Consider the following 17563-nt stretch of genomic DNA (forward strand, 5'->3'; position numbering starts at 1 on the left):
GATCATCCGCAGCCGTCCCCGCGAACCTGCGGGGGCGGCGTGCCCGTTGCCCTGACCGGAGCGAAGGATATGCACGCAACCGCCGTTCTGCTTGCCGGGGCCGCCGCCGGGGCGCTTGGCCTGTCCCTTTGGCCCCAGGACCGACCTGTCGTCCGGGATCTGCCCCGGATGGTGCTGCTGGAACCCCAGCCCTTCGAACACCGGCTGGACGGCGACTGGCGGCAAGCCGGGCGGTCCACCGATGCCCCGGTCCGGACCGCCCGGATCCCGGCGCCCATCGAGATCATGGAAACCCCGGTTAGCACCGGGCAATGGCTGGACTGCGTGGCCGCGGGCGCCTGCCTTGCGCCGGGCGGTCCGGCCGACCGGCCCGACCTGCCGGTGACGGGGGTCAGCTGGCTGGACGCGGCCGCCTATGCCGAATGGTTGTCGGGGGAAACCGGCCAGACCTGGCGCCTGCCTGCCGATGTCGAATGGGCCTTTGCCGCGGCCGAGATGTTTCGCGACGACGCCTTGGGCGTGGACGGCGATCCCGACAATCCGGCCGTCCTGTGGCTGGCCGAATATGCAGCCGATGCGGCGCGCAGCCGCGAACTGGACCGCGAGGTGCGCCCCGTGGGCAGCCTGAACGTCAATTCGCGGGGCTTGCGCGATATTGGCGGGGCGGTCTGGGAATGGACCTCGACTTGCCTGCGGCGCGTCGATCAGGATCCGCTGGGCAGGATCCTGTCCCAGGACGAAACCTGCGGCATCTACATCGTCGAAGGGCTGCACCGCGCCGCCGTGTCCGATTTCGTGCGCGATCCCAAATCGGGCGGCTGCTCGGTCGGCGTGCCCCCCGCCAACCTGGGCTTTCGCCTGGTCCGAGAGGTTGCGGGCTGACAAACACCCCCGATCCCGTCGAAGCCTTTGCGTCCCTTCCCGTTTTGCGGCACTAACAGAAAGACCCATCGTGAAGGCGCAAGACGTGGCAATCGACGTATCCCAGGTTCGCAACCTGCCCCTGTTCCAGCAAATGGAACCGGCCGCCCTGGCGCGCCTGATGGCCCGCGCCACGCCGCGCCGGGTTCCGCAGGCGGGCCTGGTCTTTGAACAAGGGGCCGAGGCGGTGGCATTCTATCTGCTGCTGCACGGGCGGCTGAAGGTGACGCAGGTCACGCCCGACGGGCAGCAGGTGATGGTCCGCGTCGTCCATCCGGGCGACCTGTTCGGCTTTGCCCGCGCGCTGGCCCGGCCCGACTATCCCGGCACCGCGCGCGCTGCCGTCGAATCCATCGTGGTGGGCTGGCCCATGGCCGACTGGGACGCGGTGGTCGAGAACAACCCGCGCCTGGCCATCAATGCCATGCAGACCATCGGCCAGCGCCTGGACGAGGCCCATACCCGCCTGCGCGAGATGTCCACCCAAGAGGTCGAGCGCCGCGTGGCCCATGCCGTCCTGCGCCTGGCCGAAAAGGCCGGCCGGATCGAGGCCGCGGGCACCCGCATCGACTTTCCCATCACCCGCCAGGACATTGCCGAAATGACGGGAACCACGCTGCATACCGTATCGCGGGTGCTGTCGGCCTGGGAAGCGCAGGGCTTGGTCGAAGGTGGACGGCAAAAGCTGACGGTGGTCGATATCGAGGGCCTGGCCCTGATCGCCGACCCTGAAACTTAGAGTATCCGTTTTGATCAAGCCGTTTTTGGTGTCCATTTGCGGTCCTGCTGGACGAGTGCGTTGGCCAGCTCGATCAGCTTTCGCATAAGAGCGGTAAGGGCGACCTTTGCGGGTTTTCCTCTTGATGAAGATCGGCGTGCCGGGGCGGACAAGGCCGAAGATCTCGGTCATGTCGCCGTCTGCCACGGCGGCGCAGCCTCGGGTCCAGTCACGCGGCGGGTTCTGGACCCGAGGTCCGCGGCCATGGATGAAGATGTCACCGCCCGGATCGCGTCCCATGGCCCGCGCCCGCGCCCGGTCCCGGTCGTTGGGATAGGAAATCCCCAGCGACAGGTGGAAGTCCGACCCCGGGTTGCGGTGGGTGATGTAATAAAGCCCCTCGGGCGTGCGGCCGTCGCCCTGGTGTTGCTTGTGGCCCGTGGGATTGGATCCCAGGTCCACCGCATAAGACCGCACCGGCGTCCTGCCGCTGAGTAGGTAAAGACGCCGCGCGGACTTATCCAGAAGAAGCTGGGTGATGTCCGGCCCGCCGTTCCTTCCCGCCGGATCGACATTGGCCGTGGCGGGCGATCCCGCCAGGAATGCGGCCACCAGGAATGCTGCGCAAAACGCCCGTTTCATGACTGTCCCTCGTTCTTTTCGATAGATGCCGGTTCTGGCCCGGTCGAAAAGGATACGAGGAAGAGCGCGGGCTATTCCCGTGCCGCCATGAAAAATACGCTCACGCCCGTCCCAGCGTCCTGCGCCCACGTGCCACGAGGTCGGCCAGGTCGGCGCGGGACTGTTCGCCAAAAACCGCCTCGTCGCCGGCGATAAAGGTCGGGGTGCCCATCAGGCCCATGTGTTCGGCCAGCTGGAAGGACAACCCGATATGGCGGGTCACGGGTTCGGCCTCCATCCCCCGGCGCAGGGCGGCCTGATCTAGGCCAAGCTGGCGCGCCACGCGCAGGACGCTGGCTTCTTCGGCCCGGCCCTTCATGGCCATCAGGCCTGTGTGGAACTGCCAGTATTTGCCGGTTTCTAGGGAGGCCAGGGACGCGCGGGCGGCAAAATCCGACCCTTCGCCAAAGACCGGGCATTCGCGATACACCACGCGCAGTTGCGGGTCGGACGAGATCAGTTCGCTGATCGGCCCGACCATCTTGCGACAATGCGGGCAATTATAATCGAAGAACACCGACAGGGTGATGTCGCCTTCCGGGTTGCCCAGGACCGGCGCGGTCGGGTCGCGTTCCAGGGCCTTGCGCAATTCATCGGGCATCGGGTTGGGCCGGTCGGCGGCGCGCAGCGGCAGGGCGGCGCCGATCCCGCAGGCGGCGGCACCGGTCAGGACAAGGCGGCGGGGGATCATGGAAAGGCCTTTCGGATGGAGATGGCGCCACCTAAGCCGCTGGCCGGGTTCAAGGGAACGGTCCGGATGGTCACAATGCCGTAGCAGAAACAAAAGGGATCATTGCAGGCTTTTACCAAGTGGACTAAGTTTGGTGAACTAAGTGAAAGTGCGCGCCCATGAAGACCGTGAACATCCACGAAGCCAAGACGCATCTGTCCAGGCTGGTCGAGGAGGCTGCACAAGGCCAACCCTTTGTCATCGCGCGGGCCGGCAAGCCCCTTGTCAAAGTCACGATGATCGAGGTCGAGCCCCCCCGGAGACTGGGCTTTCTGGCGGGCCAAGGCGACATCCCCGAGGATTTCGATGACATGGGTACGGATGAAATCCGTGCGCTTTTCGAAGGCGATTCCCCGACGGCATGAACCTGCTTCTGGACACGCATCTACTGCTGTGGGCGGCGTTTCGCCCCGACCGGCTGTCGCGCGATGCCACGGCGATGATTGCCGATCAGGCCAACAACCTGTGGTTCTCGGCCGCCTCCATCTGGGAAGTGGCAATCAAGCGTGCCCTGGATCGCCCCGATTTCCGCGTCGATCCGGGCGTGCTGCGCGCGGGGCTGCTGGCCAACGATTATGCGGAACTGCCGATCGCCGGGCGGCATTGCCTGGGCCTGTCGGGCCTGCCCGCCCTTCACGCCGATCCCTTCGACCGCATCCTGATCGCCCAGGCCTTGGCCGAGGGGATGCTGCTGCTGACGGCGGATGCCCGCGTCAAAGCCTATCCCGGCCCGATCCGCGCCGTCTGAAACATCCTTCGCAGTCTTCACATATACGGGACCGGGCCGATATCGGTTGTTCCTTTTGGCCCGATGGGTTGTTCTTAGGAACAACGGGATCGAGGGAGGGGTGATGCGCGCGGTGAAGGCCGTTCTGGGACTGGTCGTGATCCTGGCTGCGGCGGGGGGCGGGCTGTATCTGACCGAACGGCTGCTGGCCGCGTCCGAACCGGCCGAGGCGGCGCAGGGCGCGGCCGCCCCCCTCCGGGTCGAAACCATCACCCCCGAGCTTGTCACCTTTGCCGATGCCGTGACCGCCGTGGGCACCGCCCGCGCGCGCCAGGCGGTCGATCTGCTGCCCGATTCCAGCGGCCGCATCACCCGCATCGCCTTTCGGCCCGGCGACCGGGTCGAGGCAGGCGCGGTCCTGCTGGAACTGGACGACCGCGCCGAACAGGCCGACCTCAAGGCCGCCGACGCCACCCTGGCCGAGGCCGTGGCCGCCTTTGACCGCCAGCAAAGCCTGAACCGGACCGGCAGCGCATCGGACGCGGCCTTCCAGACCGCCCGCGCCGCCCTGTTGCGGGCCGAGGCGGAACGGGACCGCGCCGGGATCGCGCTTGAAAACCGCAGCCTGCGCGCGCCCTTTGGGGGTGTCGTGGGCTTGACCGACCTGGTCGAAGGGCAACTGATCGACACCGCGACCCCCATTGCCACCCTGGACGACCTGTCGGTGATTGAGGTCGATTTCAGCGTGCCGGAAACCCTGCTGCCCCGCTTGGCATCCGGCCAGCGGGTCGAACTGACATCGGCCGCCTGGCCTGGCCGGGTGTTCGGGGGGGAAATCAGCCGCATCGACAGCCGCGTCGATGCCACCACCCGCAGCCTGGCCCTGCGCGCGGAAATCGCCAATGACGACCGTGCGCTTGCGGGCGGCATGTTCCTGCAGGTGCGGCTGGTTCTGGACGAACGGCAGCGCCCGGCGATCCCCGAGAACGCGCAAACGGTCGAAGGCAACCGGGTGCTGGTCATGGTCGCGGATGGCGGCACCGCGCGCCAGGTTGAAATCGTCACCGGCCAGCAGCAGGACGGGCTGGTCGAGGTCGTGTCCGGCCTTGCCCCATCCGCCCGGATCATCGTGACGAACCTGCACCGCCTGTCCGACGGCAGCGTTATCGAACCTGTCGCGCAGGACCGCCGGGTCCAGGCCGAGCCCCTTCCCGTTGCGGCCCCCGCCCCGTCCGAGGGCGGCGGATGAGCCTGCCCGACCTGTCCCTGCGCCGGCCGGTGATGGCCACGGTCCTGAACCTGCTGATCGTGCTGATCGGCGCCGTCGCCATGTCGCGCCTGCCCGTGCGCGAACTGCCCCAGGTCGAGGCGGCCGAGGTCACGGTGCGCGTCGATTACACGGGCGCGGCCCCTGACGTGGTGGACAGCCAGGTCGCCTCGGTGATCGAGGGCGCCCTGGCGGGCGTCAGCGGCGTCACCGCTATGGCCACGGAATCCGAACGCGGGCGGATGCGCACGGTCCTGACCTTCGATTCCGGCCGCGACATCGATTCCGCGGCCAATGACGTGCGAAACGCCGTCGAACGCGTGGTGGGCCGCCTGCCCGAGGAAGCAGAACGTCCGCGCGTGGACAAGAACGACAGCGAGGGCGACCCGGTCGTGCGCTTGTCGCTGTCCAGCCCCAACATGACGCCGCTGGAATTGTCCGATTACGCGACCCGCTTTCTGGTGGACCGTTTCGCCCGCCTGCCGGGCGTGGCGAACACCGCGACCTTTGGCGCCCGGTCCCCCGCCATGCGGATCTGGCTGGACCAGTCGCGCATGGCCGCCTACGGCGTCACCACCGGCGACATCATCGCGGCCTTGCAGGCCAACAATGTCGAACTGCCCGCAGGCGAGATCGAGACCGGCGCCCGGCAATTGCAGGTCCTGGCCCAGACCCGCTTTTCCAGCCCCGACACCTTCCGTCAGGTGGTGATCCGCGACGACGAGGGGCCGAATGCGACCGGCCGCCCCCTGCGCTTGGGGGATGTTGCCCGGATCGAGGAAGGCCCCGAACAGCGCGAATCCATCTTTCGCGCCAATGGGGCGATTTCCCTGGGGATGGGCATCCAGCCGCAGGCCCAGGCCAACACGGTCGCCATATCCAACGCGGTCAAGGCGGAACTGGACCGCATCCGCCCAACCCTGCCCCCCGGCATGAGCCTGGACATCACCGCCGACGAAGCCGTGTTCATCGAAAGCTCGATCGAACAGGTGCTGAAGGTCTTTGCCGAGGCCGTGGCCTTGGTGATCGCGGTGATCTTTCTGTTCCTGGGGTCGATGCGGCTGTCGATGATCCCGGTGGTGACCATCCCCATATCCGCGCTTGGCGCAGGTCTGGCGATGCTGGCCTTGGGGTTCTCCATCAACATCCTGACGCTGTTCGCGCTGATCCTGGCGATCGGGCTTGTGGTGGACGACGCCATCGTGGTCTTGGAAAACATCCAGCGGCACCGCGCCATGGGCAAGTCGCGCGCGGATGCCGCGCGCGACGGATCGGCCCAGGTCAGCTTTGCCGTGATCGCCACCACCGCCGTGCTGATCGCGGTCTTTGTCCCCGTCAGCTTCATGGAAGGCGAGATCGGCAAGCTGTTTGCCGAATTCGGCATCGTGCTGGCCGTGGCGGTGGCGGTATCGGCCCTGGTCGCCCTGACCCTGTCCCCGGTCCTGGCCGCCAAGATCATGCCCAGGGAAGAACGCCCCAACATGCTGACGCGTGGCGTGAACCGGCTGATCGGTTGGCTGGAACGGGGATATGGCGCGGTTCTGGACCGCCTGATCGCCCGGCCCATCCCGATCCTGGCGGTGACCGCCTTTCTGATGGCGGGCGCATTTGCCATCTATGGCCACCTGCCCCGCCAGTTGACCCCCGACGAGGATCGCGGCCAGATCCGCATCACCGTGACCGCGCCGCAAGGGTCGAACCTCGCCTATACCGACGCCGCCACCCGCCAGGTCGAGGCGCTGCTGGAACCGCTGCGCCAGGACGGCACCGTCACCAACGTGACCACCATCGTCGGCACCTGGGGGGAACTGCGCCGGTCGCTGCTGTTCGTGAGCCTTGCCGATTGGAAGGACCGTGATGTCAGCGTGGACCAGGTCATCGACGCGTTGCGCCCGCAATTGTCCCGCATCACCCAGGCCGAAACCTTTATCCGCGCCGCGGGCGGCCTGGGCCTGGGCAGCGGGCAGGGCAATATCCGCTGGATGCTGGGCGGCCCGGATCTGGCGCGCACCGCCGAATGGTCGAACGACCTGGCGGCAAGGCTGGAGGACGACCCGCGCCTTGCCTCGGTCGAGGTCGGCTATTCCGCCAACCAGCCGGGCGCCAGCCTGTCGATCGACCGGACCCGCGCCCAGGATCTGGGGCTGAGCGCCGAAACCATCGCCCAGACGCTGCAAGTGCTGTTCGCGTCGCGCAGCGTGGGCGAATATACCAGCGACGGGCGGCAATATCCGGTGATCCTGCAGGCCTCGCCTGATGACCGCGATTCCGTCCAAGACATGCTGTCGGTGTTCTTGCGCAACGACCGCGGCGACCTGATCCCCTTGTCGGCATTCGCCAGCATCGCCACGGGCGCCACCGCGCCCGCCGTCAACCGTTACGACCGCCTGATCTCGGTTCAGATGGAGGCCGACATCGCCCCCGGCACCGACCTGGCGGGCGCCATGGCGGCGGTGGAAACAGCAATGGCCGATATGCCTGCCGGGTCCGTGCTGGCCTGGGAAGGCCAGGCCAAGGATTACCTGGAAAGCGCGGGCGGGATCGCCACGGTCTTTGCCATGTCGCTGGTGATCGTCTTTCTGGTCCTGGCCGCGCAGTTCGAAAGCTTTCGCACGCCCCTGACCATCATGCTGACGGTGCCATTGGGCCTGGGCGGCGCGGTGCTGACACTGCTGATCACCGGGGGGACGGTCAATATCTTTTCTCAGGTGGGGATGATCCTGCTGATCGGCATCATGGCCAAGAACGGCATCCTGATCGTGGAATTCGCCAACCAGCTGCGCGAGGAGGGCAAACCCCTGGTCGTAGCCGCGCGCGAGGGCGCCGTGACCCGGCTACGCCCGGTGCTGATGACCACGATTGCCACGATCCTTGGCGCGGTGCCGCTGGCCATTGCCAGCGGCGCGGGATCGGAAAGCCGCCAGGCCATCGGCGCGGTGATCGTGGGCGGGCTGTCGCTGGCCTTTGTGCTGACGCTGCTAATCACCCCAGTGATCTATGTCCTGATCGAGGGAATGCGGCGCAAGCCCGCCGAAGAAGCGGCACCGGTGGCTGCGGAGTAGGTTTGCGTCCCGCGACGATTAGGGACTTCACGTCCCTCCAGACCCCCTGTGGGATATTTGGACCAAGATGAAAGCTGACTGGCGTTTCGGCAGATCCAAGGTAAACTGCGGATATGCGCGGGTCCGATTTGACATGGCAAAACTTCAGTGACGGCGATCAGCCTGCCTTGCCCCGTCCTGCCGACTGGCTGGCCGCGCAATCGGTCCTGGCGGTCGATCTGGCCGGTGCCGCCTTGGCGGTGGGCCGTCTGGAGGCGCGGCTGTCCCTGATGGACGACAAGGCCCGCGCGGGCGCTACCCGCCGCCTAGCCCTAATCGAGATCGAGGAAATGCTGCGCGCCCAGGGCACCCCTTTGTCGCGCGAAGAGATCGGGTTGGACGCCATGGCTGCCCGCGCCGGCACCGATTTGGCCGCGATGGCCCAGGCCCGCTGGGCCTTGCGGCGGCTGGAAGGCCAGGCGGATCCGGCAAGCTTGCGTGATTTCCTGGCGCTCCACCGTAACCTGGACGGGGCCGATGCGCCCTGGTCCGAACGCCCGGTGGGCAACGCCTTTGACGCAGCCGCCGCAGACTTCCTGGAGGCTATGGAAGAACTGTCGGGCCTGCATCCCCTGGCCCGCGCGCCGGCGGCCCGGATGCTATGGCGGTTGGCGGATCTGTCCCCCGATGGGGCCGCGATCGAGGGCGCCGTCTGGGCCGCCCGCGACATGGCGCGCGCCATGCCGGGCCTGGCCTTCCTGCCCCTGGGCCGCCACGGCCGGGCGATCTGGGCCGATGGCGGACCGCCCAAGGGGCGCCTGTCCCGCCATCTGGCTGCCTTGGCGCGAGGGGCCGAGGATGCCTGCCGGATGCTGGACCGGCTTGCCGACTGGGCGCAGGCCGCGCGCGAAGCCACCGCCACGATCAAGGGCCAGAACCCGGCCCGCATCATCGCCGCCCTTGCCGCCCACCCGGTCCTGCATACCGCCCAGGTCGAGGAACTGGCAGGGATCAGCCGCGACACCGCTGAACGGCTGCTGTCGCGGATGCGGGCAATGGGTTTAGTACGCGAGATCACGGGCGCGCGGCGGTTCAGATTGTGGGCAGCGGCGGTGTGATCGATGTATTCAAGACTGGCTTCACGCCTTCAAACGATGGCCGGACCTGTCCCGAGGCTTGCTGCCGAAAGCTTATGCCCTGGCAGTCCAGTAGCCTGAGGATTCATGAAGCGCGTAAATATGCTCCTTGCAAGCTGACCCTTGGTGCCATTGTCGTCGCGCATAACTGCCTTGCCCATCTTGGGTCACGCAGCTTCACGGGCGTCCTCGCGCGGCGCGTTGAAGACTGCGGGTTTGCCTGATCCGAAACCGTTCATCATGGCGCAAGCCCGGTTTGTACACGACATTTCAGCCTAGCAGGAGAAATCCGGCATGGTGCTGCGGCCGATGTGGAAGGTTTACTATATATGTACCGCAACTCCCTGATCGTCTATCGCGTGGCGGCAGGCCCCCTCTTTTGGCCCCTGGTTCCGGTCCTGTTGCGCAAATGGCGGCGCAAGCCGAGCGATACGGCTCTGACGCGGTCCTGTTCCGCGCCATCCTGAACCAGACGGTTCGCGACGGCTTGGCCGTCCGCCTGTACCGCCCCCATGACGAGGTCCTGCGGCTGGCAGGGCAGGAGTGATCCGATCCTATCTTTCCACTTTCAAATGGACAGTACGGTTTTCTGCTTTCCGACAAACCAGTGGCGAAGCAAACTTGCTCCTCTTAATAATCTCTGCCTCAAGGTAGCGCGCCTTCAGTTGTTGCATCTTTGCAACGATAGAGGACAACTAACAAATAGCGTAATTTCCCAATCGGCGTGCATTGCTGCTCGGGTAGGAGGCATGGTAACGCCTCTGTCGTTACAACCTAGCGCAGTGCGCCTTTGTCATAACCCTGAAGGAAACGCGTGACAAAGAGAAGAGATCAATTACTTGGGTTCGCCTATAAATAGAATATTGGGCTGGTTGCGCCAAATTGCACTACCCAAAAGGCAAGTGCCTATTGCAAATGCTTGGAGAAATTTAACGTGCGCGTTTTGACCGTCTTTGGGACTCGCCCAGAAGCCATCAAGATGGCTCCCCTGGTTACAGCCCTTACCCACGATCCAAGGTTCGAAAGCACCGTTTGCATAACGGCACAGCACCGAGAAATGCTGGATCAGGTCATTAATCTTTTTGGTATTACACCTGATCACGATCTTAACGTGATGCGACCAGGGCAGGATCTTTTCAGCGTCACGTCCGAGATCCTTCTAGGCCTTCGTCAGGTTCTAGACGATGTTCAGCCCGATATTGTCTTGGTTCATGGTGATACGGCCACCACCCTGTCATCGACTCTGGCAGCCTACTTCTCGCGTATTCCGGTAGGCCATGTCGAAGCGGGCCTACGAACCGGCAATCTTTACTCGCCTTGGCCGGAAGAAGGAAATCGCCGAGTAACCGGTTCGTTGGCGGCGCTTCACCTAGCTCCCACGCCAACATCGCGCGACAGCTTGGTGGCCGAGAATATTCCTGCGGATCGGATTGTCGTTACGGGCAATACGGTGATCGATGCGCTGCTACAGGTGGTTGCGCGGATTGAGACGGATGAGCAGCTCGAACGCGCCCTAGCGGCCGGCTTTGACTTCCTTAAACCTGATAGCCGTGTGATTTTGATCACTGGCCACCGGCGTGAAAGCTTTGGCGGCGGCTTCGAGCGTATTTGCCACGCGCTGCAACAGATCGCGATGCGGTTCCCCGATGCGCAGATCGTATATCCGATGCACATGAATCCTAATGTCCGCGAGCCGGTTCAGCGAATTCTGAGCGAAGCGGCCAACATCCACCTGATCGAGCCGCTGGATTACCTGCCCTTCGTGTGGCTCATGAAGCGTTCGCACCTGATCCTGACCGACTCGGGCGGGATCCAGGAAGAGGCTCCGTCGCTAGGCAAGCCGGTCTTGGTCATGCGCGACACGACCGAACGTCCCGAAGCCGTCGAAGCGGGAACCGTACGCCTTGTTGGTACTGATACCGACGTTGTCGTAGCTGAGGTAACGCGGCTGATGACGGATAGTGAAGCCTATGATGAAATGGCCTTTGCTCATAACCCGTACGGTGATGGCCAAGCAGTAGGTCGCATTCTGAACGCCCTGATCAAATTTAAGGATAAAAAATGACTTCTGCATTCGAGCGGATCTGCATGGTCGGCCTTGGCTATATAGGCTTGCCTACGGCAGTCGTCTTCGCCCTGCGTGGCGTCAATGTGATCGGTCTCGATATCAATGAGCAGTCTGTCTCCAAGATCAACCGGGGCGAAACTCATATCGTTGAACCGGGCCTGGAAGATGCGCTGCGCCGCTCCGTCCAAGCGGGTCACCTGCGTGCCACGACCATCCCCGAATCCGCGGATGCCTTCCTGATCGCTGTTCCTACACCCTTCTGCGAAAACGGCGAAGGACGCGACCCGGACCTGAGCTATGTCGAATCCGCAGCCCGAGCAATCGCGCCGGTTTTGAAGCGGGGCGACTTGGTTATCTTGGAATCGACCAGTCCGGTCGGCGCGACCGAGCAGATGGCCTCCTGGCTGGCTGAAGCTCGCCCGGATCTGACTTTTCCGCAAACCCATGGAGAGGCTTCTGACATCCGTATCGCACACTGTCCCGAGCGGATCCTGCCGGGTCATGCTTTGACCGAACTGGTTACCAACGATCGGATCATCGGCGGCATGACTGAAGCCTGCGCTACACGGGCACGCAAGCTCTACAAGCTGGCGGTTGAAGGCGACTGCATCGAAACCGACTGTCGCACCGCAGAAATGGCCAAGCTGACCGAGAACAGCTTTCGCGACGTGAACATCGCCTTCGCCAATGAGTTATCCCTAATTTGCGACAAGTTGGACATCAACGTATGGGAGTTGATCCGTTTGGCGAACCGCCATCCGCGTGTTAACATCCTCCAGCCCGGCCCGGGTGTGGGCGGACATTGTATCGCAGTCGACCCGTGGTTCATTGTCAGCCAGGCTCCCGAAGAGGCCAAAATCATCCGCACCGCGCGTGAGACCAACGACAACAAACCAAAATGGGTGCTTGGCAAGGTCCATCAGGCGGTCGCTAAGCATGCAGATGAAACTGGCCAGGAGGCGCGCATTGCTTGCTTCGGCCTGGCATTCAAACCCAATATTGATGACCTGCGCGAAAGCCCAGCCCTGAGCATCGCCACAGAATTGGCAGAAACGTATCCGGGCCGCGTTGACGTCGTTGAACCATTTATCGACACGCTGCCCGCCTCTTTCGGTAACCGGGCCAAGTTGGTCCGTCCGACCGAGGCCGTACGTGCCTGCGACGTGATCGTGCTTCTGGTCGATCATGACGACTTCAAAGCCATGCCGGTCCCTAACAAGGCCCGGCTGATCGATACCCGTGGCATCTGGTCCGGCCATGAGCTCTTGTCCAGTATTGCGGCACAGTAAGGCTTACGAAGAACAGGGCAAAAAAGCCTGGGTCTAAGCTTGCCCATGAACCTGGAGCCCTCCTGAGAGCAGTTCCGGGTTCTGCCTTCTCTTGCCAAAGATCATTAAAGAATGCTGGGCGCATCATATGCATGTCATTGTAGAAGCAGCGGACTAGTTGCTTGCGTTGGAGCGGAAATGCTCGAGCCTTTCTCCTTATCGAAGTGATACTGGAAGGCGAGCATCCTGATGCTGTCAGCACCCACCGCTGTCTTGAGTGTGCGCGAGAATATACAGCTCTGGGCATGGCGCTGAGGCAACCAAGCAACCTGTCCGGCAGATAAGAGCGTCGATGCGCATGGCTCCTGTTGTGACACCATAGATCACAGCTTGGAAGAAGAATGATCTGCCCGTGGCCCAGGGCGTGCAGGTCCACCGCGTCCACGATATGCGCGATCTGGTTCAAGGACTGCGGCTGTGGCAGGCCGCCAACAATGAAAAGGCAGAGTAGATGAGCAGAGGCTTGTTCGGGACAGACGGCGTGCGCGGGCGCGCGCTGAAAATCCTCGCGCCCTCCCTGCTGCCGCAGAAAGGGAAAAGGTGGACGACTTTTACGCCGCCCGCAGCAGCTCCATGCCGCCGCTTCCGTGGACTAGTTTCTCACCGCCGTTCTCAGGCGGGTGAGCCGAACATGCTGATGGACGCTTTTTCATCCGTAGGAGGCACATGAACCTCGGGTTCATCCTCCTTGCGGGCGTAGATCGTCTGCCAGTTGATGAATGGGTTGCCCGGACCTTTCCTGACCGATTTCAGGGGCGGGCTGGGTGACCTCCTTTACAGCTTCTGTGATCATGGCAACCATGACCACCTTCCTCAGCGCTGCCACCCCCGGCTTGTTCATCTCCGGCCGGTCCGTATCGTCCGGCACGGGCCTGGGAGCGGGGCGGCGCGACATCTGAGCTCCGGCTTCCACCATGCGGACGTTGGTCGACCTCTCCGGAAGCAGATGCGGGTGCTCGGAGACGGCCAAGACGATCCCGACATAATGACCATCGGCCTGGATGGACATTTCAGGATGAGCCGCAATCATCATGGGCCCGCCGTCGATGGTCTCGTCACGGTGGCTCTAGCGTCTGGAGCCTCGAGAATCGCCGCGCAGGTAGGCGCCCACACCGTTCATGATGATCCCAATACTGTCCAAGTTCGTCTGCGGCCTCAGGTCGCCGCGAATGAAGATGACAGTGGCTTTTTTCATGATTGCCGGGCTTTCCTCAAGGTCTACGGGAGTATTCAGTACCCCTTAGAGCGCTTGCGGCTCCACTGCGTCCTCCCAGGCGCACAACGGCAGGAGTCGCGAGATGATCATGTCTGCCGCCGAGTTGCAGGATACGAAGCTGCGGCGCAGGACGTCGTTACGGGAGAAGATCAGATGGTGCATGATGCCCAGCCTCCGCGGTTTGACCGATAGAGTCGGATTGCGCCGTTCAGGCAAACTCACTGCGCAACCGCGGGACAGAGCCAGTTTACCCCGGGTGTCACGATCCGCTGCTGTGCGAGGAAAACGCGACCAACCGTAACTTAACCCGTTAAAGCGAGCGATCAAAGCGCCTGGAGACCCTTGCGATCTGCATGGAGTTCATCGAGCGTGACGTTCTTCGGGCGACCGTGTCAATCTCACTGCGGCGAGACCCTGCGTTCTGGCTGCCGATGTGAGCGGCCCCCGGAACAGCTGGAGCTTTCTTGCGACAGTTTATGATGAAATCGCAGATAAGGTGCAAGATCGTCGAGTTGCTGATTGGGCGGGGCAACAGATCGTCATCCGTCACGCCGTGACCGCGATCTCCGAGTCGGGTCTTCGGGACATGGCGGCGCCCTCGGGTTCTTCTGGCATTACCGGGAACTGGTTTGTGGGTTGGCGGCCACCGGCCATCCCTATGTCTCCCATCGGCACTAGCGTGGGGGCAATCGATCCTTGCCCAACCGCAGCTCGAACCCCGGAGCTCCGACGGATCCGCACACAAGGCGGTCTGACAATGACCTACAGGCCCTACAAGGCGCATCCCGACGGAACCGGAGGACGTCGCCGTGGGCGCACTCTGCTGATTGCTGATCTAAAATCCTTGGCCCCTGCCCTACTGCGCGAGCGCTTGCGCGATTTCCTGGCAAGCATGCATCGATTGCGGATGCGGTAGGGGCTTTACTGAAGTACCTGGATCCGGCTGTTGTCGTGGAACTGCAAGCGAACGCTCCGTGAGCAACCTGCCTTTCGGACCAGGAACTGGCACCTTGGGTAAAGGCGTACAATCACCGGGCCGACTGGGTGCGCCTGGCCAGTGGCACCTCGAGGTCTCTTGAGGACGGGCTTGCATATTACATTTGCGTTGCGCCGATAGCACGCCTGCAGGCTCTCGTACTGGTCGAGGTGAAGCAACAGTTCGACCACGTCGGCGCGGCCCTTCGGAGCGTTGTTGCCTCTAGTGTTCAGGCTTGACTCCGGTAGTTGTCGATCCTCTGTTGGAAGTTGAACACTCGCTTCGTCACTCCCTCGTAGAGGTTTTCGACATGCTTCCTAACTACCGATATGCTGTTGTCCACCGCGGTGGACGCGCATGCGAGACACCGTCGGCATAGTAGCAAGTGCCCTGCCCTTCCCCGATCGCAGGCCTGCCATTTGAGGCGGCAGCAACACGTCTCTTCTAGGTGCTACTCCTAGACGCCCAGTTGCGGAAAATGGTGCGGCTTCGGCAGTTCTCCGCAGTGTTGCGCAGCAGCGAAGCTTTAGATGTCGTCGCTCCATCTACCATCGAAGCCTATCAAGAATGGTTCGCGTGGTCACTACAGTCTCAGCTAACTGCGGCGGGCTGCCCGATCGCTTGAGCCCGAACATCACTGCCTGAGCCTTCAAGAGTTCGCGAGGCGGTGGCTATTCTGTAGTGGAAGATATCGCCAGATTCGAACGGATAGATCCTGCTCAACAAGAGAGATGACGTCCACCGAGGTGGATCGGGGAGCACGACACTCACCTTCCGGGCGGCGAAAGGCTGTTTTTTTTTTGGGGTTACAGACGGCGCTGCGATCGGATCGCTATTGTACCTGACTGCTGCATCCAAGCCGTATCATCATGCAACACCTGCTGGTGGCGCCATGATCCATGACAATTGACCGTGACTTGCACGCTGGCGAAGACGTGTCGGTCAGCCGACTGGCCCGATGTCGGTCATGATGGAGAAAGCAAAGCTTCTTTCGTAATTGCCGCCGCAGCGATCGAACTTGGTTGGGTGCATCGCGATGTTCGAGATGGTTGCAGAATAGGTAGTTTAAGTTGTGGTGTTGAAATGGCGCTCCGCGGGGCCTTTTCGCTCAGTTCAGTTCTGGATCGATAAAGGCTCCTTACCTCGACCATTTGACCATATCGCATCCCAGGAGGTATCTTCGGCTCGTGGTCCACCGCGGTGGACTGGGCGTGAGTCACTATAAGACGGTTGTTCTAAAACTCCAGTGACGAGAACGCGCTTTATGAGATGCCCTGATAAGCAACGAGCGTACTGCGCCAGGGAGAAATCAGTAAAGCTTTGATGTCCTTCCTCAGCCTTACTAACCAGTTGAGCACGCGACGCACAACTCCGGTCACCGACACTGATCCTGCTAGGCATTGCAAGCACTCTCAGGTAAATCACCCAAAAGCATACCTGCCAACCGGAACTAGACCCGCATCGGAAGCATCGCACATAGCCCTACGATATCTTTCCGCAGGCGGCTACCATCGTGAGCGGACTAGTATAGGGTCAGCTAGAAGGGGAGGGGGGACATTTGTGGACTCCGCAGCTGATGGAGCGAGCATGCGCCATGGATCGAATGTCCTGCTGCCCACCCCTAACGTCAGCGACCGGAAATACCCGCCGATGTTCGAGATTGTATCTCCCTTCTGTAGCAAAAGAAGGACTAACGTTGTGACGGGGGAGAGCCCGTGGGTCGAGATGGCTTGAACCATCATCTCCTTGTCGATGCCGATCAAAGGCGCAAGGAGCCAGCCCAGTGTATGGATGTCCTCCCAGCTATCGACCGGGCTATCGGCGAAGGCGATCGCCTCGGTGCAGGTCTCGACCACTTTCCTTAGCAGCTCTTCTTCCTCACATCCCCCTTCCAGATTTCCGGCATATCGTGCCCGAGTAGTTTCAGGGATATAAGTATTAGATCTATGTTGGTGACGGTCGTTTTGGCCGCCAGACACGGACGTGGCGCAGGATGCGTCGGCTTTGTGGCCGTGCTGTTCATGGATTTTGCCGCCGTGGCAGGGGGCTTTGGTCGGAATAGAGACGCCGACCCGTCCGGAAGGGCAGGGGGCATGCGTAGCGTCCTGCTCCACGGCCTCCGACTCAGAGCAGGGGGCGACGGTGAGGGAAGTCAGGTGGTCCTCCACATTGGACAGTAGGCCTTCCAGTTCATGGATTGAGAGGTTGCGCCGTAGGAGCGTTCTGAGGATGTTGGTCTCCAGTCCCGAGGCAAGCAGGTCGAGCCGATGGAGGCGTCCGAGGATCAAGGTCTTGAGATAGCGTTTACGGCTGACTTCAGCCGCCGCCAGTTCTGCCGCGCGCTTCCACTCGTCAACACGCGCAAGCATGGGCGAAAGGTCGAAGCCGAAATGCAGGACCTGACCGCTGGAGAGGTCCCGCACCATGTAGCGCTTCTTGTTGGGACTGTCGTGCCGCCGAATGACCCCGGCTTCGATCAGCTCGCTTACGTGCCGGCGTAAGGTTCTGTCGCTCCCACCTGACCGCAGCCGGATCAGTGTCTCTGTCGAGGCAAAGCATGTCAGGCTCTGCCCGGGACGGACACAATGGATCATGGCCCGCAGGGTATGCAGCGCACCGGTTGAAATGTCGAAGCTCTTCGCCGCGGCCGAGAGGTTCCGGAAGGCCTCTTTTAGGCAGCCGCTACCGGCGCGAGGGCTGCCCTCTGGGTTCGCCACGACGGAGCCGGGCGGGATTGGTCTGTGAAATGTCATG

Annotated in this window: 14 protein-coding genes and 2 pseudogenes; 10 read left to right on the top strand and 6 right to left on the bottom strand. The window is 62.8% G+C overall.

The window, feature by feature from the left end; translation table 11 throughout:
• Positions 1-69: 69 nt before the first annotated feature.
• Positions 70-882: an SUMF1/EgtB/PvdO family nonheme iron enzyme gene (locus Q5701_RS20180; RefSeq protein ID WP_306752735.1), complete on the top strand. Its 813-nt coding sequence runs from the start codon at positions 70-72 to the stop codon at positions 880-882.
• A gap of 85 nt (positions 883-967) precedes the next feature.
• A complete protein-coding gene (locus Q5701_RS20185) occupies positions 968-1660 on the top strand; it encodes a Crp/Fnr family transcriptional regulator (protein WP_234854704.1) in 693 nt (230 codons plus the stop codon).
• A 14-nt stretch (positions 1661-1674) separates the two neighbouring features.
• Here Q5701_RS20185 and Q5701_RS20190 read toward each other — a convergent pair.
• The 3 genes and pseudogenes from Q5701_RS20190 to Q5701_RS20200 all read right to left on the bottom strand — a co-directional run.
• Positions 1675-1797: pseudogene (locus tag Q5701_RS20190) on the bottom strand (IS110 family transposase); the annotation flags it as partial.
• A gap of 46 nt (positions 1798-1843) precedes the next feature.
• Positions 1844-2281: pseudogene (locus Q5701_RS20195) on the bottom strand (L,D-transpeptidase family protein); the annotation flags it as partial.
• Positions 2282-2381: 100 nt separating this feature from the next.
• The gene (locus Q5701_RS20200; protein ID WP_306752736.1) at positions 2382-3011 is read right to left on the bottom strand and encodes a DsbA family protein; all 630 of its coding nucleotides are present in this window, start codon (positions 3009-3011) and stop codon (positions 2382-2384) included.
• Positions 3012-3169: 158 nt separating this feature from the next.
• Here Q5701_RS20200 and Q5701_RS20205 point away from each other — a divergent pair, with 158 nt between their 5' ends.
• From Q5701_RS20205 to wecC, 8 genes are all read left to right on the top strand, one after another.
• Entirely contained in the window at positions 3170-3415 is a 246-nt protein-coding gene (locus Q5701_RS20205) for a type II toxin-antitoxin system Phd/YefM family antitoxin (RefSeq protein WP_306752737.1), read from the top strand.
• Positions 3412-3798: a type II toxin-antitoxin system VapC family toxin gene (locus tag Q5701_RS20210; protein WP_306752738.1), complete on the top strand. Its 387-nt coding sequence runs from the start codon at positions 3412-3414 to the stop codon at positions 3796-3798. Before Q5701_RS20205 ends, Q5701_RS20210 begins: the two co-directional genes overlap by 4 nt.
• A gap of 103 nt (positions 3799-3901) precedes the next feature.
• A complete protein-coding gene (locus Q5701_RS20215; RefSeq protein ID WP_306752739.1) occupies positions 3902-5026 on the top strand; it encodes an efflux RND transporter periplasmic adaptor subunit in 1125 nt (374 codons plus the stop codon).
• The gene (locus tag Q5701_RS20220) at positions 5023-8106 is read left to right on the top strand and encodes an efflux RND transporter permease subunit (protein WP_306752740.1); all 3084 of its coding nucleotides are present in this window, start codon (positions 5023-5025) and stop codon (positions 8104-8106) included. Before Q5701_RS20215 ends, Q5701_RS20220 begins: the two co-directional genes overlap by 4 nt.
• Positions 8107-8273: 167 nt before the next feature.
• The gene (locus Q5701_RS20225; RefSeq protein WP_306752741.1) at positions 8274-9203 is read left to right on the top strand and encodes a Fic family protein; all 930 of its coding nucleotides are present in this window, start codon (positions 8274-8276) and stop codon (positions 9201-9203) included.
• A gap of 427 nt (positions 9204-9630) precedes the next feature.
• On the top strand, positions 9631-9768 hold the full coding sequence (locus Q5701_RS20230; RefSeq protein ID WP_306752742.1) for a hypothetical protein: 138 nt from the start codon (positions 9631-9633) through the stop codon (positions 9766-9768).
• A 372-nt stretch (positions 9769-10140) separates the two neighbouring features.
• Positions 10141-11286, top strand: coding sequence for a non-hydrolyzing UDP-N-acetylglucosamine 2-epimerase (gene wecB, locus Q5701_RS20235; RefSeq protein ID WP_373568576.1), 1146 nt, complete (start codon positions 10141-10143; stop codon positions 11284-11286).
• Positions 11283-12578 carry a UDP-N-acetyl-D-mannosamine dehydrogenase gene (wecC, locus tag Q5701_RS20240; RefSeq protein ID WP_306752743.1) on the top strand — a complete coding sequence of 432 codons (1296 nt, stop codon included), beginning with the start codon at positions 11283-11285 and terminating at the stop codon, positions 12576-12578. Before wecB ends, wecC begins: the two co-directional genes overlap by 4 nt.
• Positions 12579-13296: 718 nt before the next feature.
• Here the strand turns inward: wecC and Q5701_RS20245 are convergent.
• The 3 genes from Q5701_RS20245 to repC form a co-directional block, all read right to left on the bottom strand.
• Positions 13297-13650: a hypothetical protein gene (locus Q5701_RS20245; RefSeq protein WP_306752744.1), complete on the bottom strand. Its 354-nt coding sequence runs from the start codon at positions 13648-13650 to the stop codon at positions 13297-13299.
• A gap of 207 nt (positions 13651-13857) precedes the next feature.
• On the bottom strand, positions 13858-13995 hold the full coding sequence (locus Q5701_RS20250; RefSeq protein WP_306752745.1) for a hypothetical protein: 138 nt from the start codon (positions 13993-13995) through the stop codon (positions 13858-13860).
• A gap of 2319 nt (positions 13996-16314) precedes the next feature.
• Positions 16315-17562 (bottom strand): plasmid replication protein RepC, encoded by a 1248-nt coding sequence (gene repC, locus Q5701_RS20255; RefSeq protein ID WP_306752746.1) that lies wholly within the window; start codon positions 17560-17562, stop codon positions 16315-16317.
• Position 17563: the final 1 nt, after the last annotated feature.

The sequence above is a fragment of the Paracoccus actinidiae genome, from assembly GCF_030863885.1.
Classification (GTDB): domain Bacteria; phylum Pseudomonadota; class Alphaproteobacteria; order Rhodobacterales; family Rhodobacteraceae; genus Paracoccus; species Paracoccus everestensis.